At 67.6% G+C, this 23,054-nt stretch carries 15 protein-coding genes; 5 read left to right on the top strand and 10 right to left on the bottom strand.

The window, feature by feature from the left end:
• Positions 1-19: 19 nt before the first annotated feature.
• Positions 20-883, bottom strand: a complete 864-nt coding sequence (gene hflC, locus AC5P8F_RS18610; protein WP_014648031.1) for a protease modulator HflC — start codon at positions 881-883, stop codon at positions 20-22.
• The gene (gene hflK, locus AC5P8F_RS18605; protein ID WP_005418335.1) at positions 880-2,013 is read right to left on the bottom strand and encodes an FtsH protease activity modulator HflK; all 1,134 of its coding nucleotides are present in this window, start codon (positions 2,011-2,013) and stop codon (positions 880-882) included. The genes hflC and hflK overlap by 4 nt, the downstream gene beginning before the upstream one ends.
• A 153-nt stretch (positions 2,014-2,166) precedes the next feature.
• Between hflK and AC5P8F_RS18600 the strand changes: the two genes are divergently transcribed.
• Together AC5P8F_RS18600 and pilH are read left to right on the top strand one after the other, a co-directional pair.
• Positions 2,167-3,162, top strand: coding sequence for a YhdH/YhfP family quinone oxidoreductase (locus AC5P8F_RS18600; RefSeq protein ID WP_053495211.1), 996 nt, complete (start codon positions 2,167-2,169; stop codon positions 3,160-3,162).
• Positions 3,163-3,250: 88 nt separating this feature from the next.
• Positions 3,251-3,622 (top strand): twitching motility response regulator PilH, encoded by a 372-nt coding sequence (pilH, locus tag AC5P8F_RS18595; RefSeq protein ID WP_014648033.1) that lies wholly within the window; start codon positions 3,251-3,253, stop codon positions 3,620-3,622.
• 98 nt (positions 3,623-3,720) lie between these two features.
• Here the strand turns inward: pilH and AC5P8F_RS18590 are convergent, their stop codons facing one another.
• The gene (locus AC5P8F_RS18590; protein WP_012511838.1) at positions 3,721-4,608 is read right to left on the bottom strand and encodes a DnaJ C-terminal domain-containing protein; all 888 of its coding nucleotides are present in this window, start codon (positions 4,606-4,608) and stop codon (positions 3,721-3,723) included.
• Positions 4,609-4,868: 260 nt separating this feature from the next.
• Between AC5P8F_RS18590 and AC5P8F_RS18585 the strand changes: the two genes are divergently transcribed.
• Positions 4,869-5,351, top strand: coding sequence for a peroxiredoxin (locus tag AC5P8F_RS18585; protein WP_111206448.1), 483 nt, complete (start codon positions 4,869-4,871; stop codon positions 5,349-5,351).
• A gap of 29 nt (positions 5,352-5,380) precedes the next feature.
• Positions 5,381-5,956 carry a ferritin-like domain-containing protein gene (locus AC5P8F_RS18580; RefSeq protein WP_014648036.1) on the top strand — a complete coding sequence of 192 codons (576 nt, stop codon included), beginning with the start codon at positions 5,381-5,383 and terminating at the stop codon, positions 5,954-5,956.
• A 117-nt stretch (positions 5,957-6,073) separates the two neighbouring features.
• Here the strand turns inward: AC5P8F_RS18580 and pbpC are convergent, their stop codons facing one another.
• The 7 genes from pbpC to prpB all read right to left on the bottom strand — a co-directional run bounded on the left by pbpC (position 6,074) and on the right by prpB (position 21,279).
• The gene (gene pbpC / locus AC5P8F_RS18575; RefSeq protein WP_495228731.1) at positions 6,074-8,455 is read right to left on the bottom strand and encodes a penicillin-binding protein 1C; all 2,382 of its coding nucleotides are present in this window, start codon (positions 8,453-8,455) and stop codon (positions 6,074-6,076) included.
• 49 nt (positions 8,456-8,504) lie between these two features.
• Positions 8,505-13,412: an alpha-2-macroglobulin family protein gene (locus AC5P8F_RS18570; protein ID WP_495228729.1), complete on the bottom strand. Its 4,908-nt coding sequence runs from the start codon at positions 13,410-13,412 to the stop codon at positions 8,505-8,507.
• Between the two features lie 227 nt (positions 13,413-13,639).
• A complete protein-coding gene (locus AC5P8F_RS18565; RefSeq protein WP_329768557.1) occupies positions 13,640-15,100 on the bottom strand; it encodes a bifunctional 2-methylcitrate dehydratase/aconitate hydratase in 1,461 nt (486 codons plus the stop codon).
• Positions 15,101-15,246: 146 nt separating this feature from the next.
• Entirely contained in the window at positions 15,247-16,425 is a 1,179-nt protein-coding gene (gene prpF, locus AC5P8F_RS18560; protein ID WP_495228727.1) for a 2-methylaconitate cis-trans isomerase PrpF, read from the bottom strand.
• A gap of 51 nt (positions 16,426-16,476) precedes the next feature.
• The gene (gene acnD, locus AC5P8F_RS18555; RefSeq protein ID WP_495228725.1) at positions 16,477-19,095 is read right to left on the bottom strand and encodes a Fe/S-dependent 2-methylisocitrate dehydratase AcnD; all 2,619 of its coding nucleotides are present in this window, start codon (positions 19,093-19,095) and stop codon (positions 16,477-16,479) included.
• 97 nt (positions 19,096-19,192) lie between these two features.
• On the bottom strand, positions 19,193-20,350 hold the full coding sequence (gene prpC, locus AC5P8F_RS18550) for a bifunctional 2-methylcitrate synthase/citrate synthase (protein ID WP_005418357.1): 1,158 nt from the start codon (positions 20,348-20,350) through the stop codon (positions 19,193-19,195).
• 35 nt (positions 20,351-20,385) lie between these two features.
• Entirely contained in the window at positions 20,386-21,279 is an 894-nt protein-coding gene (prpB, locus tag AC5P8F_RS18545; protein ID WP_495228723.1) for a methylisocitrate lyase, read from the bottom strand.
• A 153-nt stretch (positions 21,280-21,432) separates the two neighbouring features.
• On the opposite strand from prpB, the gene prpR reads away from it, so the two are divergent.
• Positions 21,433-23,016, top strand: coding sequence for a propionate catabolism operon regulatory protein PrpR (prpR, locus tag AC5P8F_RS18540; protein WP_049441273.1), 1,584 nt, complete (start codon positions 21,433-21,435; stop codon positions 23,014-23,016).
• Positions 23,017-23,054: the final 38 nt, after the last annotated feature.

Here is a 23,054-nt window from a genome sequence, read left to right as displayed (position 1 = left end):
GGGGTAATGCCCTGCGACCTCAGCGGTCGTTCTTCAGGTACTGCAGGAACGGGTCGTTCTTGTCGAGCACGATCACGCCGTTGCCGTCGGTCATGGAGCCGCGGTACGCCTCCAGGCTACGGTAGAACGCGTAGAACGATGGGTCAGCCGAACCGGCCTTGCCGTAGATGCGGGTGGCTTCCGCATCACCTTCACCGCGCAGGCGCTGTGCATCGCGCTCGGCCTCGGCGATCAGCACGGTGCTGTCACGGTCGGCCTGGGCGCGGATGGTCAGCGACTGTTCCTCGCCTTCCGCGCGCAGCTTGGCGGCTTCCTGCTTGCGCTGGGCGCGCATGCGCTCGTACACGTCGTTGATCACCTGGCTGTCGGTGGGCAGGTCCACCTGCTTGATGCGCAGGTCGATCATCTGCATGCCCAGGCCGGCCACGGCCTCGTTGATTCCCTTCAACTGCTCGGCGATCAGCTCACTGCGGTCGCCGGACACCAGCTGCTGCAGGGTGCGCGAGTTGATCTGGTTGCGCAGCGAATCGGTGATGATCGGCGCCAGGCGGGCGTTGGCCACGCGCGGGTCGCCGCCGGTGGCACGGAAGTAGTCACCCACGTTGGAGATGTAGCCGATGGCGAAGAAGTCGACGCTGACGTCCTTCTGCTCGGCGGTGAAGTAGCGCGCCGGCGCGGTGTCGAGCACCTGGAAGCGGCGGTCGAAGACCTTCACCGTTTCCACCACCGGCACCTTGAAGTGCAGGCCTGGCTTGATGTCCGACCGCACCACCTTGCCCAGGTTCAGCACCATGGCGGTCTGGTCCTCACGGACCACATACACCGAGCCGAGCAGGCCCAGCACCACCGCCACGATCACGGCGATCCAGATAGGACTCTTCATCGGCTGCCCTCCTCACGGCCGCTCGGTCGCCCGGTCGGGCGGCCCACCGGCCGGCCCGGATCACGGGAAGCTTCCACCGCTGCGCCCGGCAGCGACGGCATGACCACGTCCGGGTTTGCCACTGCGGCCGGGGCCGACGTGGTGGGACGGGTGTCGCCGGTCATCGGCACGTAGATCAGCTGGCGGCCATCGCCGCCGATCACCTTGCGGTTCTCGCTCAGCACCTGCTGCACGGTCTCCAGCCACAGGCGCTTGCGGGTCACTTCCGGCGCGTCCTTGTACTGGGCCTGCAACAGGCTGAAGCGCTGCGCGTCACCCTCGGCCTTGGACACCACTGCCTGCTTGTAGCCTTCGGCGGTGGTACGGGCGCGCGAGGCCTGGCCTCGGGCTTCCGGCACGACCTTGGCGGCGTAGGCCTGGGCTTCGTTGATCAGGCGTTCCTTGACCTGCTGGGCACCATTGACCTCGTCGAAGGCCGGCTTCACTTCCTCCGGCGGACGGGCGTCCTGCAGGGTCAGGCCGGTCACGGTCAGGCCGGTCTTGAACGCCTTCAGCAGCGCCTGCAGGCGCTCCTCGGCGGCCACGGCCAGCGGGCCACGGTTGTTCAGCACGGCATTGAGGTCGGCGCGGCCGACTTCCTCGCGCACCGCGCTCTGCGCCGACTGCTCCAGCACCTGGTTGGCATCGACCGTGCCGAACAGGTACTGCTGCGGATCGTCGATGCGGTACTGGACGTTCAGCGAGACGTTGACGATGTTCTCGTCACGGGTCAGGACCGGCACCTGGATCGAGAAGGTCTTGATCTCGGTGGCGTTGACCTTGGTGACCGACTCGATCGGCCACGGCAGCTTGAAGTTCGGGCCGGGCTGCAGGATGCGCGAGAACTGGCCGAAGCGCAGGACCACGCCACGCTGCTGTTCACCGATCAGCTGGAAGCTGGAGAACAGCACCAGCAGCACCACGGCCGCCACCACCCAACGCACGATGCCGCCGTCGAACAGGTCCTTCAACGGCCCGGGCAGTCCGCCCCAGCCACCACCATTGCCACCGCCGCGCGACCCGAACGGCCCGCGTCGATTGTCCTCGGGGCCTTGTCCGCCCTTGTTGCCGCCGGGTGTATTCCAGGCCATGCACGCTCCATCAAGATGTGGGCTGCGGCGCGGGCCCTTCCCGCGGCGCCAGCCGTGAAACCATTACCGATCATACAAGATGGGGCGGATCGGCAGGATCGAAAGGGCGACGACGGGGTAAGGTGGCGTTTTCCTCGAAGTCAGGCAACGCCGATGGCCCCCACCACCCCGTTCACCGCCTTCCGCATCGAAAACGACGACGCCGGCTATCGCAGCGGCCTGACCCGGCTCGGTGTCGACGACCTCAACCCCGGGCAGGTGCTGATCCGCGCCCACTGGTCCTCGGTCAACTACAAGGATGCCCTGGCCGGCACCGGCAAGGGGAAGATCCTGCGCCGCTTCCCGCTGGTCGGCGGCATCGACGTGGCCGGCACCGTGGTCGCCAGCACCGACCCGGCCTGGCGTGAAGGCGACGCGGTGCTGGCCACCGGCTGCGGCCTCAGCGAGACCCGTGACGGCGGCTACAGCCAGTATGTGCGGCTGGAGTCGCGTGCGGTGATTGCACAGCCGGCCGGGCTGAGCCCGCGCGAGGCGATGGTGCTGGGCACCGCCGGCTTCACGGCGGCGCTGGCGCTGCTGCGCATGCAGGACAACCGCCAGACCCCGGAGCTCGGCCCGCTGGCGGTCACCGGCGCCAGCGGCGGCGTCGGTGCGCTGGCGCTGTCGATCTTCAGCCGTGCCGGCTACACCGTGCACGCGGTCAGTGGCAAGCCGGACCAGACCGACTTCCTGCGCGACATCGGTGCCAGCGAGGTGCTGCCGCGCGAGGCGCTGGCCGACACCGGCCCGCTGCAGTCGGCGCGCTTCGGCGGGGGCCTGGACAATGCCGGCGGCGCCATGCTCGCCAGCCTGCTGGCGCAGACCGTGCCCTACGGCAGCGTGGTCAGTGCCGGCCTGGCGGCCAGCCCGACGCTGGACATGACGGTGATGCCCTTCATCCTGCGCGGTGTGTCGCTGCTCGGCGTGTCTTCGGCCAATGCGCCGCGCCGGCTGCGCGAAGAGGTGTGGTCGCGCCTGGGCGGTGAGTGGAAGCCGCAGCACCTGGACCGCATCTGCACCGCCGAGGTCGGCCTTGATGGCCTCCGGGCAGTGTTCGAGCGGATGCTGGCGGGTGGATCGCTGGGCCGCACGGTGGTGCGGATCGACTGAACGTCGCAGGCAGGCGACGGACGGCAGATGCCCCCCTCCCGCCGGTAATGAGCCCGCACTACACTGCGGGCATTACATGGGGAACAACATGGCACGCATTCTGATCGTCGACGACTCACCGTCGCAGCTGTTGGGGATACAGCGCATCGTCGAGAAGCTCGGGCACCAGATCCTGACCGCCACCGATGGCGCCGCCGGGGTCGAAACCGCCAGGGCCGAGCTGCCCGACCTGGTCCTGATGGACGTGGTGATGCCCAATCTCAATGGCTTCCAGGCCACCCGTACCCTCGCCCGCGACGAGGCGACCCGGCATATCCCGGTGATCCTGGTGACCACCAAGGACCAGGACACCGACCGCATGTGGGGCATGCGCCAGGGGGCCAAGGCCTACATCACCAAGCCGTTCTCGGAAGACGAGCTGTCCGAGGTGCTGGAGCGGGTGTTCGCCGGCCAGGGCTGAGACGCGCGTGGTCGTGCCGACCGCTGGCCGGCAACCACGCGTCACCGTCCCAGGTCATGAAATTGCCGGCCTGCGGCCGGCACGACCGCAAGGCGTGCTCAGATCGACTCGCCGAAGGCCTTGGCCAGATTGCGGTAGGCCTTCTTCTGCGCCTCGTCGGTCGCGGCCGGGGCCACGATCTCGATTTCAACGATCTGGTCGCCGTCCGGGCTGCCCGGCAGGCCGCGGCCACGCAGGCGCAGTTTGCGGCCGGCATCGGAGTCGGCGGGGATCTTCAGCTCCACCGCACCGCCCAGGGTCGGCACGCTGATGCTGGTACCCAACGCGGCCTGCCAGGGCGTGACCGGCAACGTATAGAGGATGTTGCGGCCGTCGACCTCGAACTGCGGATGCGCGGCGTACTCCACTTCCAGCAGCAGGTTGCCGCCATGGTTGCCCTGCCCTGCCAGGCGGATCACCTGGCCCGGACGGATGCCCTTGGGCACGCGCACGTCCAGCTGCTTGCCGTTGACGGTGATGCGCAGGCTGTCGCCGCTGTAGGCCGCTTCCAGCGGGACCGACAGCTTGGCGCGGGTGTCGCGGTTGGGTGCGTGGCCCTGGCTGCTGAAGCCCGGGCCCGGACCGGCACCGCCACGCTGGCGCGCGAACAGGCTTTCGAAGAAGTCGCTGAAGCCGCCGTTGGGGCCACCACCGCCGAATACTTCCTCGAAATTGAAACCGCCGGCGCCGCCGTAGTTCGGCGGCACGTTGAACTCCTCGCCCGGGCGATAGCCCTGCGCGCGCAGCTGGTCGTAGGCTGCGCGCTTTTCCGGATCGCGCAGCGCCTCGTAGGCCTCGTTGACCGCCTTGAACTTGTCTTCGGCCCCGGCCTCCTTGCTGACGTCCGGGTGGTACTTGCGTGCCAACCGGCGGTAGGCGGTCTTGATCTCCGCCTCGCCCGCGCTCGGTTCCACCCCCAGGGTGGCGTAGTAATCCTTGAATTCCATCCAGCTACCTCGATCTGCTTCGGCCGCGCCGGTGGCGCCGCCCCGGGTTCATTCTACGCGCCGGCGATGCTACGCCGCCCCTCGTGCGGCCCCGGTGAGGCCGACTGATCCTGCGCAATGCCGCTGCCATCCCGATGCCCCAGGCTGTGGCTGGAAGCCCCCGCCGCAACGCCTGAGATGGGGCCTGCACACGGGTTTTCCAATGTCTTGACGCCCCTGTCCCATCCGGCCCACTAGCCTGCCCCAGCAAGGAGTTCCCCATGACCATCCATGTCGGCGACCGCATTCCGGAAGTGACCCTCAAGCGCATCCGCGAGGGCATCGAAACGCTTGATACGCATTCGCTGTTCGACGCCCGCAAGGTCGTCTTGTTTGCGGTGCCCGGCGCGTTCACGCCCACCTGCTCGGCCCGCCACCTGCCCGGCTACGTCGAAAAATTCGAGGCCTTCCGCCAGCGCGGCATCGATGTCTACTGCATGGCGGTCAACGACCCGTTCGTGATGAAAGCCTGGGCCGCCGACCAGAAGGTGCCCGACGGCCTGCTGATGCTGTCCGACGGCAATGCCGAGCTGACCCGCGCGCTCGGCCTGGAGCTGGATGCCAGCGCCTCGGGCATGGGCATGCGCTCGCGCCGCTTCGCGCTGTACGTGGTCGATGGCGTGGTGCGTGCGGCCTGGATCGAGCAGCCGGGCCAGTTCGAGGTGTCTTCCGCCGAGTACGTGCTGGAGCACCTGCCTACCTGATTCCCCACCGCAGAAGGAAACGGCCAGCAATGTCCAGCAAGCCAGCCAAAGCCAGCAAGCCCGCCGCCGGGATTCCCGGCATCAGTGACCGTCAGACCCTGCGCGAGCGTGCCCGGCATAACATCGAAGACGGCGCGATCACCGACAGCTACAGCGCCGACCGCAAGGTGGTGATCAAGCTGCTCAACGATGCCCTCGCCACCGAGTACGTGTGCGTGCTGCGCTACTACCGGCACTATTTCATGGCCAAGGGCATGCTGGCCGACGCGGTCAAGGCCGAGTTCCTCGAGCATGCACAGCAGGAACAGGCGCATGCCGGCAAGCTGGCCGAGCGCATCGTCCAGCTTGGCGGCGAGCCGGACCTGAACCCGGATACGCTTACCACGCGCTCGCATGCCGAATACAAGGAAGGCAGCGACCTGCGCGACATGGTGCGCGAGAACCTGGTGGCTGAACGGATCGCCATCGACAGCTACCGCGAGATGATCAACTTCATCGGCGACCGCGATACCACCACCAAGCGCATCCTTGAAGAGATCCTGGCGCAGGAGGAAGAACACGCCGACGAGTTCGCCGACCTGCTGGACGGGTGGATCGGGGAATAGCGGCCCCGCAAACGCCTTGGTAGATGCCCACCTTGGTGGGCGCATTTATCGCGCGCCAACCAAGGTTGGCACCTACCAGAGCATGGATGCGTCGGGTCGACGGGCCATTCCCAGCACCTATCGCAGGACGTTGAACCGCACCTGCGTCCACGCGCCGTCGGCTGCCAGCGCGGTCAGGGTGTGTGCGCCCGGATCGGCGAACTCGCGCTGCATCAGCTGCGCGCCGTGGGTCTGTGCAATCCAGCGTCCATCCAGCAACCAGTCCACCGCCTGCTCGCTGCCCAGCGCGCGCAGCTGCAGGCGCACGCCGTGTTCGGAATTCGGCGCGCGCGCCAGCGTGGCGCCGTCATTGAGCCCGTCCACGTGCAGCGCGACGCTGGCCTCACGCCCGTCGTCGCGGCAGTCCGGCGACAGCGCCGGCAGCTGCGAAGCCTCGCGCGTGGCCTTCGGCAGCCACGGCGACAACAACGCCGGCCAACGCGCGATCTCCCGCGCGACTTCCTGATGCGGCAAACGGCAATCAGCGGATACACGCAGACCGGTCCGCGCGTCGGCCAGGTAACGCTGCCGCCCCGGCTGCCAGCGCCGCGCCTCGCGCTCGGGGAAGGTCGGCGGTGCCGCACCGTCCAGCAGATAGGCCGACATCCGCCGCTGGCACAGCGCCGCTGGCAGGCCCTCGGCACGTTCGCCGGTGGGCCAGCAGACGTCCTCCTGGCTGACACTGGCCGGCATCGGTGCAGCAGCTGAATCACCGCGCTGGCGCGGCAGGCTGTCCACCACCTCGAACATCAGCGGCAGCGCGGTCACCGCGCCGTACTGGCCCGGTAGCGGTGTGCCGTCCGGCCGACCCACCCACACGCCCACGGTGTAGTGGCGGGTGCTGCCGATCGCCCACGCATCGCGGTATCCGTAACTGGTGCCGGTCTTCCACGCCACGCGCGGGCGGCCACCGACATCGAACGTCCCGACGCTATACCCCGGCCGCGGATTCGATTCCAGCATCTCGCGCACGATCCAGCTGGCGCCCGGCGAGGCCAGGCGACGCTCGATCATCGGTTCGTCATCGGTGTAGCGCACGCGCCCGGCGATGCCGTTGCGGTTGAGCGCTGCGAACGCACCGACCAGATCTTCCAGCCGCGCACCGGTGCCGCCCAGGATCAGCGACAGATTGGGTGTACTGCCCGGCGGGAAGCGCAGCTGGATGCCGGAGTGCGACAGGCGTGCGGCGAAGCGCGCCGGACCGACCCGCTGCAGCAGGTCCACCGAGGGCACGTTGAGTGACAGCCGCAGCGCGCTGGAGGCACCAATCGGCCCATTGAAAGCCATGTCGAAGTTGCCGGGGCGGTAGCTGCCGAAACTCTGCGGCGCATCGACCAGCAGGCTTTCCGAATGGATCAGGCCATCGTCCAGCGCCATGGCATACAGGAACGGTTTGAGCGTGGAGCCCGGCGACCGCCAGGCCTGCACCATGTCCACGTGGCCCAGCCGCTGCCGGTCACCGAACGCCAGCGTGCCGACATAGGCACGCGCCTGCAGGGTCTGGTTGTCGACTACCAGCAGGGCGGCCGAGGTGCGTTCCGGCAGCGTCGAGAAATAGCTGGCCACGCGTTCTTCCAGCGTTCGCTGCAGGCCGATGTCGATGCTGCTCTGGATGCGTGCTTGGCCCGGATGCGCCGAGTGCAGGCGCTGCGCCAGCAGCGCGGCGTGCAGCGGCGGGCGCAGCGAGCGCGCCACCACGTTCTCGATGCGCGCGTCTTCCACTTCGTCCGCCGTCCACACGCCCAGCTCGTTCATGCGGGACAGCACCTTGTCGCGCGCCTTCTGCGCCGCTTCCGGATGACGGTCCGGGCGCAGCCGGCTCGGCGCCTGCGGCAGCACCGCCAGCAACGCGGCCTCGGCATGCGACAGCTGCGCCGCCGGCTTGCCCAGGTAGGCCCAGCTGGCCGCTTCCACCCCCTCGATGGTGCCGCCGTAGGGCGCGCGCTCCAGATACAGGGCCAGGATCTGCTGCTTGCTCAGGTGCACTTCCAGCTGCACCGCGCGCAGCATCTGCTTGAGCTTGCCCCACGGCGTGCGCGTATGCGGATCGAGGATGCGGGCGACCTGCATGGTCAGGGTCGAGCCACCGGAAACGATGCGGCCGCCACGCAGCAGCTGGCCGCTGGCACGCAGGATCGCCAGCGGGTTGATGCCCGGATGCCGCCAGAACCAGCGGTCTTCGTAGGTCAGCAACGCCTGCAGGTACAGCGGCGAGACGCTGTTGATCGAAGCCGGGTAGCGCCACACACCCTCGGCGTCGGCGAATGCACGCAGCGGCGTGCCGTCGGCAGCCACCACCAGGGTGCTGGTATCACGCTGCTTCGGCAGCGGTGGCGGGAAGGCGAAATCCAGCACCAGCAGCAGCGCCAGCGTGGCGGTCGTACCCCAGCGCAGCCAGGGCCACGGCGGCTGCAGCCGGCGGCGCAGGGCCGCCAGCCGGATCGACATCGTGTTGTTCATTGCAGGTTGCCAGCAGGACGGGCCGCGCCGTCGCGGCCCGTCCGCGCGGTCACGGCTGTACCACCGTGATCGTGGTCGGGTTGCTGCGGCCGACGCCGCGCAGCTGCGGCCGGTACATGTCCTCCACCAGCGGCGGCGGCACCGAGTAGGTTCCCGGCGTCACCGCGCGTACCAGGTAGAACACGTTGGCCTTGCTGCCACGCGAGAGCTTCAGCGCGGCCACATAGCGGTCATCGCGGAACTCCTCGTGCTTGGTGTCGGCGGCCTCACCACGGTCGCTGATGGTGATGCCATCGACCACCACGTCGGCCCACTGCTTGGTATCGCCCAGGTTGAAGTTCTCGATCTCCAGGCCCGCCGGCAGCAGGTCGGTCAGCAGTGCATCGGGCATCGTGGTGTCAGCGGTGACGGTGACGCGCACGATCAGTGCTTCGCCTTCCTTCAGCGGGCGCGGCGACCACGGCTTGCCATCGGTGCCGTAGTAACTGCGCTCGACGCCCAGCACGCTGTTGTCCGGTGCCGGTGCGCTGCGCGGGATGCCGGCCACATCAATGCTGGCGAACATCGGCGGCTGCCCCTGCGGGGTGAAGCGCACGCCGCTGGCCAGCTCACTGGCGCTGAAGTTGCGGCCGAACAGCTTGCGCTCGCCGATGGCTTCGGTGCTGCCACCGATCACCAGCTCACCGGCCACCAGCGCCTTCTGGTTGGCGGCCAGGGCCTTGCCGAGGCGGGCAATCGCCACCTGTTCCTGCGTGCTCAGCCACATCCAGCCGGCATTGCGGCGCGCATCCAGGCCACGGCCAAGATCCACCGCACGCGCATCCCAGGCGGGCTTGGCCAGCTTGTTCTCGTGGGTCAGCGCGATCATCAGCGCGTCATCACGGATCGCACTGCCGTAGTCGCCGAAGTACGACGGACGTTCACTGCTGGACTTGGCGAAGGCCGCCGCCAGCGCGGCCTGGCCACGCTTGGCATCACCCTGCAGCGACAGCGCCACGCCCAGGTGGACCAGCGACAGGCCACCGACCGCCTTGCTGCGCTCGTTGTCGTACAGCGTGCGCAGGGTACCGAGCGGTGCACGGTTGACCCGGGCCAGCACGTAACCCGAATACGCCTGGTTGGCGAACTTCAGCTTCTCGCGATCCTCCTGGCCATAGAACTGATTGCCGCCGGACAGCAGATCCTCGCTGAGCCGGTTGAGCGCCTTCTGCAGCACGTTGTCGGGCACGGCGAAGCCGGCGTCCTTGGCATCAAGCAGGAACTCGGTGATGTACGGGGTCAGCCACGGATTGACGTAGCCGTCGTCACCCCACATCGAGAAGTTGCCATTGGCCACCTGCATCGACGCCAGGCGACCGAACGCACCTTCCATGCGCTCTCTACGGGTCTTGGCATCCAGGCCGTCGGCACCGAGCATCGACGACGTCGCCTGGTCCAGGATCAGCGCGGCGTAACCCTTGCTGGTGGTCTGCTCGGCACAGCCATACGGGTAGTTCAGCGCGCCCTGCAGTGCACTGGCGAACGGGATCGGCGGCAGCGGGCTGACCAGCAGGCGGGCATTCACCGACTCGGCCATCAGGCCATCGGTCAGGCTGTTGTCGAGGCTGACCGCGGCCAGCGGATCGAGTGTGCGCACCTGCGAACGCAGCACCTGCGGCCACGCCGCACGCACCGGCAGGTCGTAGCGGCGATCAGCCTTGAAGCCGTTGCCGTCCACCCGCACCCGCACCTTGGCCACGCTGTGGCCCTCGCGAGCCGACAACGGGAAGCTCAGCGTGGTCTTGGCATCGGCATTCAACTGCACGCTGCGGCTGCCCTCACCCAGGTTCAACGGACCCTCGCTTTCCACCTTGACGTTGAACTGCCCCGGCTTGCCGGTGAAGTTCTGCACGTCCAGGGTCACGGTGCTGCGGTCGCCCGGGGCCAGCACGCGCGGCATGCTGGCTTCGGCCAGGATCGGGGCGCGCACGATGGTTTCCACGTCACGCTTGCCGTACTGGTCATCGCTGTAGACCAGCGCGGACACGCGCAGGGTGCCGTTGAAGTCCGGCACCTTCAGGCGGATGCGGGCATTGCCCTTGGCATCGAGCTGCACCGGGCCGGAGAACAGGTCCACGGTCTGCACGCGCGCGGTCGGGCGCTTGGCCTGCGGCAGTGCCTGCAGCGCCATGTCGCCGCCGAACTTCAGCTTGCCGCTGCCACCATCGAAGCTCTCGATCACCCGGCTGTAGATGTCATAGGCATCGATACCGAGGCGACGCTGGGCGAAGAAGTGCGCGCCGGCGTCGGGCACCGGGAAACGGGTGATGTTGAGGATGCCCACGTCCACCGCCGAGACGGTCACGTGCGCGGCCCTGCCGGCCAGCTGCGGTGCGCTGACCGTTACCGGCAGGTCCTGTTCCGGCCGCATCTGCTTGGGCGCGACCAGGCCGACGGCCACGGTTCGGCCCTTGCGGTCCATCGGCACATGCACCACGCCCACGGCGCGGGCCGGGGTGATCTTGCTCGGCGCACTGCCCCCGCGGAACACCAGCGCGGTGATGTAGACGTCGTGGCGTTCCCAGTCGGCGGTGACCGGGATCTTGAAGGTCGAGCCCGGCTTGGCCTCGATGTCCTGCACATACAGCATGCGGTCGGTCTCGACCATCAGGATGCCCTTGCCGGCGTGCGGCGGGGTCACCGTCACTTCCAGGGTGTCACCGGCCTTGTAGCCGGTCTTGTCCAGGCCCAGCTTGACCTTGTCCGGGCGTGCATCCAGGCCACGGTTGTCATCGCCCCAGCTCCAGCCCGCACGGAACGGGTAGCGGCTGGTCAGTCCGGTGGACGGATCGAACACGTCCACCCGGTACTCGCCCCACTCCACCGGGAAATCGAAGGCAACCGCACTGCTACCGGCATCGACGGTGCGGGTTTCCTTGTTCTCGAAACGGCGGGTGAAATCGTAATCCCAGCGGTTGTCGTTGAAGGTCCAATGGTAGTCGCGCAGTTCCCGCACCAGGGTGATCTTCAGGCCCTTGGCTGGCTGCGGTGTGCCGGCGGCATCCACGCGCATCAGTTCGAAGCGTGCGTTGCCGTTGGAATCAGCACCATCGTCGGGGTTGAACAGCGGCCGCACGCCGACCAGCGCGTTGGCCGGCCACATCACCCGTTTCAGGGTACGGGTGACCGTGCGGCCACCGGTTTCATACAGGCTGCCGGACAACACCACGGCGATCGGTGCCTTGGCCTTGGCCGCCTCTTCCGGCAACGCCACATCCTCACGCAGCTGGCCATTGGCCGGCAGCGTGGTATCGATCACGTCCTTGGCCTCGCGCGGCAGCTGCAGGGTCGGGTCACCGAAGAAATAGCCCGGCAGGCCCTCCACCGGCTTCTGCTCGGCAGCCACCGCCATGCGCGCAGTGAAGCGGTTGCCATCGGCCGGCGCGCCGTACAGATAGGCGCCGTTGGCCTGCAGGCGCAGGTCCTCGCCCGGCTTCAGCGTCTTCTGCGCGCTGTCCAGGTCCAGCTTCATGCGCTCGGGCAGGAACTCCTCGATGCGCAGGGTCATGCCCTGGATCGCTTCCTTGCTGGCCGGGTCGGTGCGGAACTCGACCTGCCAGCGCCCGGTCGGCGCCTCGGCGGGGATCACCTGCTCGAAGTTGATGTAGCCCTGGTCGCCCGGCTGCAGGCGGGTCTCGCGGAAGGTCTTGCCGTCGGGCTGCTTCAGGCGCAGGAACACCGGTTGTGCCTTGACCGGCTTGCCGTCGTTGTCGCGCAGCAGCGCGGACAGGCGCACGGTCTCGCCCGGGCGGTACAGGTCGCGGCCGGACCAGGCGTAGACGTCGAACCAGGCGTTGTCACGACCGGCCACGGCGAACTCACTCAGGTCCAGCGCCGGCTGGTTGAACGGCAGGAAGCTGGTGTCCTTGCCACTGCTGGCGACCAGCACGTGGGTGGCATCCAGGGTGTAGTTCAGCAGCGCATTGCCGTTGCCGTCGGTGCTGCCCTTCAGCACCACCTCACCCTTGGCGTCGAGCACGCGCAGGTCGATGCCCTTCAGCGGCGCACCGTCCTTGAGGCCGGCGGTGTGCACGAACAGCTTGTCCTTGTAGGCACGGGTATGCAGGCCGATGTCGCTGACCGAGAAGAACGCGGTATCGAACTCGCCCTCGTAGTCACCGGTGGGCTTGAGCAGGGCGAAGTACAGGCCCGGCTCCTGCAGTTCCTTGATGTCCTGGGTCGGCAGGTAGGTCAGCACCCGCTCGTTCTGTTTGCCACCCAGGATGAAGCGGTTGACGTAGACCGGCTCGGCCAGCTTGTTGATCGGGCTGCGCTCGTAGTCGCTGCTGAGCTCCCAGCTGCCACGGCGGCCGCCGCGCTGGTACTGGCTGAAGAAGGTCGGCAGGTCCTTCTCGCGCACGCGCAGGAACTCGACGTCGACCTCCGGCACGTTCACCGAGACCACCGGCAAGCCGCGGCTGTCCTTGGCCGGCAGCACGCTGCCCTGCGAGGCGAAACCGACCACCGGCTTCAGCTCGCCGCTGAACACCTTCTGCTTCAGTTCCTTGCCCAGCCGGCTGCCGTCGGCGGCCAGCAGGTCCGGCGAGACCACCAGGCTGAACTCCTTGCCGGCCTCAACGAACGGGTAACGCAGGGTCAGGCCGTCATCGGACAGGGCCCAGCTGCTGTCCTCGGTGCCGACCTTCTCTTCGAAGCGAACCAGTTTGTCGAAATCCTGCGTGCCGACCAGCGGGCGCGAGAACTCCAGCGCCAGCGACAGGCCGTCATTCTTCTGGTCCGGGTACGCACGCAGCAGGGTGAATTCCTTCACCTGCTCGGCCTTGGTGGTGATGGCTTCACCACTGGCCTTGGGCAGCTGCCCGCTGTCATTGCGGCAGCCGGCCAGCCCCAGCAACAGGCCTCCTGCCAGTACGGCCGCCGCCCATCCCCACCGCTTCCGCCGTGCCGGACCGCTCATGTCGTCACTCCTTGATCGAGGCGGCCATTATAGGCAGGCCACGTCAAGGTGTTGACGCAAATCCGGCAATTGCCGCGGTGCGGGTAGTGCCGGCCGCTGGCCGGCAGTCTCGGTAGCCGCCAACCTTGGTTGGCGTCGGCCGTGCCAACCAAGGTTGGCACCTACCCAAGCGGATCGAGCCATGTGCCCGGCAAGCAGGCGTGGTATCAGATCCGGTGAAGCGTCCCCTACCCCGGCAGGTACAGGTCCACATAGTCGGTCACCGGCATCGCCGCCAGCGCCACCGGATCCAGCGATGCGGCCAGGATGCGCTGCTGCTGGGTGGTCGGGAAGCGATGGGCCAGGTGCCGGCGGAACTTGTCCATCAGCAACGGGATGCCCTCCTCGCGTCGGCGCGCGTGGCCCAGCGGGTATTCCACCAGTACCTCGGGCAGCTCAGTGCCGTCGCTGAAGCGCACGCTCAGGCCGTTGGCGATGCTGCGCTTGTCCGGGTCCAGGTAGTCGGCGCTGAGCTGCGGATCCTCATGACAGGCCATCTTCGCGCGCAGTGCGTCGATGCGCGGGTCGGCGGCAACGTCGTCCTCGTAGTCCTGGGCCACCAGCCGCCCATGCAGCAGCGCGATGGCGACCATGTACTGCACGCAGTGGTCGCGGTCGGCCGGGTTGTGCAGCGGCCCCTGCTTGTCGATGATGCGGATGCAGGCTTCCTGGGTGCGGATGGCGATGTGCGCGATGTCCTCGACCCGACGCCCCATCGCACGCAGCTGCTGGTGCAGCGTGATCGCCGCCTCCACCGCGGTCTGGCCATGGAACTCGGCCGGGTAGCTGATCTTGAACAGCACGTTTTCCATCACGTAGCTGCCCAGCGGTCGCTCCAGCGTCAGCGCCTTGCCCTGCATCGATACCGCTTCAAAACCCCAGGTCGGCGCGCTCAACACACTGGGATAGCCCATCTCGCCACTGGCCGCCATCAGCGCCAGGCGCACGCCACGGCTGGTCGCATCGCCGGCCGCCCAGCTCTTGCGCGAGCCGGTGTTGGGCGCGTGCCGGTAGGTGCGCAGCGCCTGGCCATCGACCCAGGCCAGCGACAGTGCATTGAGCATGCGTTCGCGATCCAGGCCGAGCAACTGCGCGACCACCGCGGTGGTGGCCACCTTGACCAGCACCACGTGGTCCAGCCCGACCCGGTTGAAGGAATTCTGCAGGGCCAGCACGCCCTGGATCTCGTGTGCCTTGATCATCGCCAGCAGCACGTCATGCAGGGTCGGCGCTGGGCGATGCAGGGCCTGCGCGTTGCGCCCCAGCCAATCGCAGACAGACAGGATGCCGCCCAGGTTGTCCGACGGGTGGCCCCACTCGGCGGCCAGCCAGGTATCGTTGAAATCCAGCCAGCGCACCATCGCGCCCAGGTTGAAGGCGGCCTGCACCGGGTCCAGCACGTAGTGCGTACCCGGCACGCGCGCCCCGTTGATCACGCTGATACCCGGCACCAGCGGACCGAGCAGCTTGCTGCAGGCCGGGAAGGACAGCGCTTCCAGCCCGCAGCCCAGCGTGTCGAGCAGGCAGTAGTGCGCGGTCTGGAAGGCCAGGGGGGAGTCGATGCGCGCGTCGCGTACGTAATCGACGATGTCCACCAGCAGCGCATCCCACGCTGCACGCTCGTTGGATGGGGTGTGGCTGTCAGACATCGTCGATCTCCTCTTCAGAGCCCAGGCCGCGCCTCCCGGTAGTCGCCAACCTTGGTTGGCGCTGGACGTTGCCCGGGCGGTGCCAATGCCATGCCAACCAAGGTTGGCATCTACCGAAGCATGTGATGCCAGCGCCGACCGGCTGGTTATTCGGCCGGCACCCGCACCTTGCCTTCCATCAATACGCGGGCGCTGCGGCTCATGATGGCCTTGGTCACTGTCCACTGGCCGTCAACGAGGCCGGCCTGCGCGCCCACGCGCAGCGTGCCGGAAGGGTGGCCGAAGGTCACCGCTTCGCGTTCACCACCACCGGCCGCGCGATTGACCAGCGTGCCCGGAATCGCCGCCGCAGTGCCGATCGCCACGGCGGCGGTGCCCATCATCGCGTGGTGCAGCTTGCCCATCGACAACGCCCGCGCGTGCAGGTCGATGGCCGAGGCCGGAATGGCCTTGCCGCTGGAGGACACGTAGTCCTGTGCCGGCGCCACGAAGGCCACCTTCGGCGTGTGCTGGCGGGTGGCCGCATCTTCCAGGTTCCTGATCAGACCCATGCGCAAGGCGCCGTAGGCGCGGATCTTCTCGAAGCGCTCCAGCGCCCCCTTGTCCTCGTTGATCGCAGGCTGCAGTTCGGTGCCGGTGTAGCCCAGGTCGGCCGCATTGAGGAAGATGGTCGGAATGCCGGCGGTGATCATGGTCACCTCAAAACTGCCGACGCCCGGCACGTCCAAGGTGTCGACCAGGTTGCCGGTCGGGAACATCGCGCCCGCATCGCCGTCATCGGACGGATCGATGAACTCCAGCTGGATCTCGGCGGCCGGGAAGGTCACGCCATCCAGCTCGAAATCGCCGATCTCCTGCACTTCGCCATCGCGCATCGGCACGTGGGCGATGATGGTCTTGCCGATGTTGGCCTGCCAGATGCGCACGGTGCACAGGCCATCGCGCGGCACCCGGGCCGGATCGATCAGCCCATTGGCGATCGCGAACGGACCCACTGCCGTACTGAGGTTGCCGCAGTTGCCGCTCCAATCGACGAAGGCGGTGTCGATCGAGACCTGGCCATACAGGTAGTCCACATCGTGGTCCGGCACCGAGGCGGTGGAGATGATCACGCACTTGCTGGTGCTGGAGGTGGCACCGCCCATGCCGTCGGTCTGCTTGCCATACGGATCGGGCGAGCCGATCACGCGCATCAGCAGCGCATCGCGCGCGGCGCCCGGCACCTGAGCGGCTTCGGGCAGGTCCTGCAGGCGGAAGAACACGCCCTTGCTGGTGCCGCCGCGCATGTAGGTGGCGGGAATACGAAGTTGCGGAAGAAAGCTCATGGAATGATTCCTTGCAATGAAAGACGGCCCGTTGCCGGGCCGTCGGCTGCCTCATGCCACCCAGGCGCCTTCGAGGAAATCCTGGGCGAAGCGCTGCAGCACGCCGCCCGCCTCGTAGATCGCCACTTCCTCGTCGCTGTCCAGGCGGCAGGTCACTGGCACGATCACATCCTGGCCGTCGCGGCGGTGGATGACCAGGGTCAGGTCGGCGCGCGGGGTGCGCTCGCCGATCACGTCGAAGGTCTCGGTACCGTCGATGCCCAGGGTCAGGCGGGTGGTGCCCGGCTTGAACTCCAGCGGCAGCACGCCCATGCCGATCAGGTTGGTGCGGTGGATGCGTTCGAAGCCTTCGGCCACGATCGCTTCCACACCGGCCAGGCGCACGCCCTTGGCGGCCCAGTCACGCGAGCTGCCCTGGCCATAGTCGGCACCGGCGATGATGATCAGCGGCTGCTTGCGGTCCATGTAGGTCTCGATCGCTTCCCACATGCGCATCACCTTGCCTTCCGGCTCCACGCGCGCCAGCGAACCCTGCTTCACGCTGCCATCGTCGTTGCGCACCATTTCATTGAACAGCTTCGGGTTGGCGAAGGTGGCGCGCTGTGCGGTCAGGTGGTCACCGCGGTGGGTGGCGTAGGAATTGAAGTCCTCTTCCGGCAGGCCCATCTTCGCCAGGTATTCGCCGGCGGCACTGGACGCCAGGATCGCGTTGGACGGCGACAGGTGGTCGGTGGTGATGTTGTCCGGCAGCACCGCCAGCGCACGCATGCCCGACAGTGTGCGCTCACCGGCCAGTGCGCCCTCCCAGTACGGCGGACGGCGGATGTAGGTGCTCTGCGGGCGCCAGTCGTACAGCGGGCTGACCGCCGCGCCATGCTCCACGCGCACGTTGAACATCGGGTTGTAGACGCGGCGGAACTGCTCGGGCTTCACCGAGGCCTTCACCACCGCGTCGATCTCGGCATCGCTCGGCCAGATGTCCTTCAGGCGCACCTCGTTGCCCTCGGCATCCACGCCCAGCACGTCCTTCTCGATGTCGAAGCGCACGGTGCCGGCGATGGCATAGGCGATCACCAGCGGCGGCGACGCCAGGAAGGCCTGCTTCGCATACGGGTGGATGCGGCCATCGAAGTTGCGGTTGCCCGACAGCACGGCCGTGGCGTACAGGTCGCGATCGATGATCTCCTGCTGGATGGCCGGATCCAGCGCGCCGCTCATGCCGTTGCAGGTGGTGCAGGCGAAGGCGACGATGCCGAAGCCGAGCTTTTCCAGGTCCGGCAGCAGGCCGGATTCTTCCAGGTACAGCTGCACCGCCTTCGAGCCCGGCGCCAGCGACGACTTCACCCACGGCTTGCGCAGCAGGCCACGTTCGTTGGCCTTGCGCGCCAGCAGTGCGGCAGCGATCACGTTGCGCGGGTTGGATGTGTTGGTGCAGCTGGTGATGGCGGCGATGATCACCGCGCCGTCGGGCATCAGGCCCTGCGCCTGCTCGGCCCTGCCCGCTGCCAGCTTGGCTTCGTCGGCGATGCCGCGCTCGGCCAGCTCGGCGGTGGCCACGCGCTTGTGCGGGTTGGACGGGCCAGCCATGTTGCGCACCACGCTGGACAAGTCGAAGCGCAGCACGCGCTCGTACTGCGCGGTGGCCAGGTCATCGGCCCACAGGCCGGTGGTGCGCGCATAGTTCTCCACCAGCGCCACCTGCAATTCCTCGCGGCCGGTCAGGCGCAGGTAATCGATGGTCTGCCCGTCGATATAGAACATCGCGGCGGTGGCGCCGTATTCGGGGCACATGTTGGAGATGGTGGCGCGGTCACCGATGGTCAGTGCCGACGCCCCCTCGCCGAAGAATTCAAGATACGCACCCACCACGCGTTCCTTGCGCAGGAACTCGGTCAGTGCCAGCACCACGTCGGTGGCGGTGATGCCCGGCTGCGGCCTGCCGGTCAGCTCGACGCCGATGATATCCGGCAGGCGCATCCACGACGCGCGGCCCAGCATCACGTTCTCCGCTTCCAGGCCGCCAACACCAATCGCGATCACGCCCAGCGCGTCCACGTGCGGGGTGTGGCTGTCGGTGCCCACGCAGGTATCCGGGAAGGCTACGCCGTCCTGCACGTAGATCACCGGCGACATCTTCTCCAGGTTGATCTGGTGCATGATGCCGTTGCCCGGCGGAATCACGTCCACGTTCTGGAACGCCTGCTTGGTCCAGTCGATGAAGTGGAAACGGTCTTCGTTGCGGCGATCCTCGATGGCGCGGTTCTTCTCGAACGCCTGCGGATCGTAGCCACCGCATTCCACCGCCAGCGAGTGATCGACGATCAACTGCACCGGCACCACCGGATTGACCTTGGCCGGGTCGCCGCCCTTGTCGGCGATCGCATCACGCAGGCCGGCCAGGTCCACCAGCGCGGTCTGGCCGAGGATGTCGTGGCACACCACGCGTGCCGGGAACCACGGGAAGTCGAGGTCGCGACGGCGCTCGATCAGCTGCTTCAGCGAATCGCCGAGCGTGGCCGGATCGCAGCGGCGCACCAGGCTCTCGGCCAGCACGCGCGAGGTGTACGGCAGGGTGGCATAGGCGCCGGGCTGGATCGCATCGACAGCGGCGCGCGCGTCGAAATAGTCCAGCGCGCTGCCGGGGAGGTTCTTGCGGTAATCGGTATTCATGGGCTGGCGGAGTGCTTGGGGCGGGCCGGGTGCCGGCGGTGCGGCGGCGAAAGCACCCGGCCGGCATGCGGCCGGCCGGATGGGTACAGCAGGGGGATCAGACGCGCTTGTCGATGGCGACGAAGTCGCGGTCTTCCGGACCGATGTAATTGGCGCTCGGGCGGATGATCTTGCCGTCGATGCGCTGCTCGATGATGTGCGCGCTCCAGCCGGCGGTGCGCGCGATCACGAACAGCGGGGTGAACATCGCGGTCGGCACGCCCATCATGTGGTAGCTGACCGCACTGAACCAGTCCAGGTTCGGGAACATCTTCTTGATGTCCCACATCACCGACTCCAGGCGCTCGGCGATGTCGTACATCTTCATGCTCGACTGTTCCTCGGACAGCTCGCGGGCCACGTCCTTGATCACCTTGTTGCGCGGATCGGAGACGGTATAGACCGGGTGGCCGAAACCGATCACCACTTCCTTGCGCTCGACGCGCGCCTTGATGTCCTCCTCGGCCTCATCCGGGTTGTCGTAGCGCTTCTGCACTTCGAACGCCACTTCGTTGGCGCCGCCATGCTTCGGGCCACGCAGCGCACCGATGCCACCGCAGATCGCGCTGTACATGTCGCTGCCGGTACCGGCGATGACACGGCAGGTGAAGGTCGAGGCGTTGAACTCGTGCTCGGCGTACAGGATCAGCGAGGTGTGCATCGCCTTCACCCACGAATCCTGCGGCTTTTCGCCATGCAGCAGGTGCAGGAAGTGGCCGCCGATCGAATCATCGTCGGTTTCCACATCGATGGCGCGGCCGTTGTGGCTCCAGTGGTACCAGTACAGCAGCATCGAACCGAGGCAGGCCATCAGCTTGTCGGCGATGTCGCGTGCGCCCGGGTGGTTGTGGTCGTCCTTCTCCGGTGCCACGCAGCCGAGCACGGACACGCCGGTGCGCATCACGTCCATCGGGTGCGCCGACGGCGGCAGCTCTTCCAGCGCGGCCTTCACCGCGGCGGGGATCCCACGCAGCGACTTCAGCTTGGCCTTGTACGAAACCAGCTCGGCGCGGGTCGGCAGCTTGCCGTGCACCAGCAGGTAGGCGATTTCCTCGAACTCGCTGGTGTTGGCCAGGTCCAGGATGTCATAGCCGCGGTAGTGCAGGTCGTTGCCGCTGCGGCCCACGCTGCACAGCGCGGTGTTGCCGGCCGCGGTGCCGGACAGGGCGACGGACTTCTTCGGCTTGAAGGTCGGGGTTGCGGTCGTATCGTTCATGTTTCCCTCCGAAACTTGATGGTGCAGGGTACTGCTTATTTCTTGGCGGCGAACAGCGCATCGAGCTGCTGCTCGAAGGCGTGATAGCCGATGCGGTCGTAGAGTTCCTCGCGGGTCTGCATGGTTTCCACCACGTTGCGCTGGTGGCCATCGCGGCGCACCGCCTGGTAGACGTTCTCGGCGGCCTTGTTGGCGGCACGGAACGCCGACAGCGGGAACAGCTGGATGGCGACGCCGGCCGAGGCCAGTTCATCGCGGCTGAACAGCGGGGTGGCGCCGAATTCGGTGATGTTGGCCAGCACCGGCACCTTCACCGCGTCGACGAAGCGGCGGTAGGTATCCAGATCGTAGGCGGCCTCGGCGAAGATGCCGTCGGCACCGGCCTCGACACAGGCGATGGCGCGCTCGATCGCCTTGTCCACGCCGTCCACCTGGATGGCGTCGGTGCGCGCGATCAGGAAGAAGTCCGGATCGGTCTTGGCATCGGCAGCGGCCTTCACACGGTCGACCATTTCACCCTGCGAGACGATCTCCTTGCCCGGACGATGGCCGCAGCGCTTGGCGCCGACCTGGTCTTCGATGTGGCAGGCGGCCGCGCCGGCCTTGATCAGCGACTTCACGGTGCGCGCGATGTTGAACGCGCTCGGGCCGAAGCCGGTGTCGATGTCGACCATCAAGGGCAGGTCGCAGACATCGGTGATGCGGCGCACGTCCACCAGCACGTCTTCCAGGGTGTTGATGCCCAGGTCCGGCAGGCCCAGCGAGCCTGCGGCAACGCCGCCGCCGGACAGGTAAATGGCACGGAAGCCGGCGCGCTTGGCCAGCAGGGCGTGGTTGGCGTTGATCGCACCGATCACCTGCAGCGGCGATTCGGCAGCCAGCGCCTCACGGAAGCAGGCACCGGCGGAGAAAGGGGCAGAAGCGGTCATGCGGCAATCCAGGTTGAAGTACGGGAAAGGAAGCGCAAGCACCATGCCAAGCTGCAAGCGGTTGATTTCACGGGAATGACCGGCATGCAACAGTGGAACATATGAAACATTGAAACGGATGTATCATGAAACATCCTCCCCGAAACGGCTGCCATGTATCTGCCCCGCTCCCCCCTGCGCCATGCCGATGCCGACCCGGGCCGTCCGGTGATCTGGACGGTCAGCGTCTCGCGGCTGACCGGCCTGCTCGGCGACGTGATCCCCGAGTTCGACCGCCGCGCGCGTATCGAACAGATCAACCTCGGCTTCGAGGAAGCGGTGGAGGTGATCGGCCAACGCCTGCGTCGCGAGCACTGCGACGTGGTCATCGCTGGCGGCTCCAACGCGGCCTGGCTGCGCGGCCGGCTGGAGCTGCCACTGGTGCCGATCCAGGCCAACGGCTTCGACCTGATGGAAGCGCTGGCCCGGGCACGGCGTATCGCCAGCCGCATCGGCCTGGTCACCCACGCCAGCGACGTACCGGTGTTCAGCAACTTCCAGCAGAGCTTCGGCCTGGATATCGAGCATCGCCGCTTCGTCACCCGCGAGGACGCCCGCGACTGCATCGCCGACCTGCGCGCCAACGGCATCGAGGTGATCGTCGGCACCGGCATGGCCATCGACCATGCCGAGCAGGCCGGCCTGCCCGGGGTGCTGCTGTATTCGGCCGACTCGGTGCGGCAGGCGTTCGAACATGCGCTGGAACTGACCCAGACCCTGGCACGTTCCGGCAGCAACCGCGCTGCACCGCGCCGGCGCCCGGCAGCGCGTGCCGATGCGCATGAACTGCTCGGCGACAGCGACGCGATGGCGCAGGTGCGCGCGCAGATCGCGCTGTATGCCCCACATGACAGCACCGTGCTGGTCAGCGGCGAAACCGGCACCGGCAAGGAACTGGTGGCGCGCCAGCTGCACGCCGCCAGCGGGCGCCGTGGCCGCTTCGTCGCGCTGAACTGTGGCGCGATCAGCGAATCGCTGCTGGAAGCGGAGCTGTTCGGCTACAGCGATGGCGCCTTCACCGGCGCACGGCGTGGCGGCCGCGTTGGCCTGGTGGAAGCTGCAGATGGCGGCACCCTGTTCCTGGACGAAATCGGCGAACTGCCGCTGCCGCTGCAGACCCGCCTGCTGCGGGTGCTGGAGGAACGTGAAGTGCTGCGCGTGGGTGCCACCGAACCGACGCCGGTGGACCTGCGCGTGGTCGCCGCCACCCTGCAGTCGCTGGAGCAGCGCGCGGCGACCGGCAGCTTCCGCCGCGACCTGTATTACCGCCTGGCCGCGCTGCGGATTGCCCTGCCCTCGCTGCGCGCCCGACGCGGTGACATCCCGTTGCTGGCGCAGCATTTCTTCCGCCAGCTGCGTGGCATCGACGCGCCATTGGATGAGGCGGCGCTGGCGGTGCTGTGCGCGGCCGAGTGGCCGGGAAACGTGCGCGAGCTGCGCAATCTGGTCGATCGCCTGCGCATCCACTGGCAGCCCGGTGAAGGGCTGATCGATACGGCGCGGCTGCTGCAGCTGGCACCCGAGCTGGTGCATGAAGGTGTCGCGGCGTTGCCGCTGGAAAGCAACGGCAGGCGCCCACCGCGGGCCAAGCTGGAAGCACTGTTGCGGGAACACCGGCATGATCGCGAGGGCATGGCGCAGGCGCTGGGCGTGTCACGCACCACGCTGTGGCGCTGGCTGCGCGCGGAGGACCTGTAAAGCCGAGCCCATGCCCGGCTGATGTTCCCGCGTAAGCA

Source organism: Stenotrophomonas sp. YJH_SMC_69 (assembly GCF_059370495.1).
Note: the sequence above shows the minus strand (reverse complement) of the source record. Positions and strands in the feature narration are given on the sequence as shown.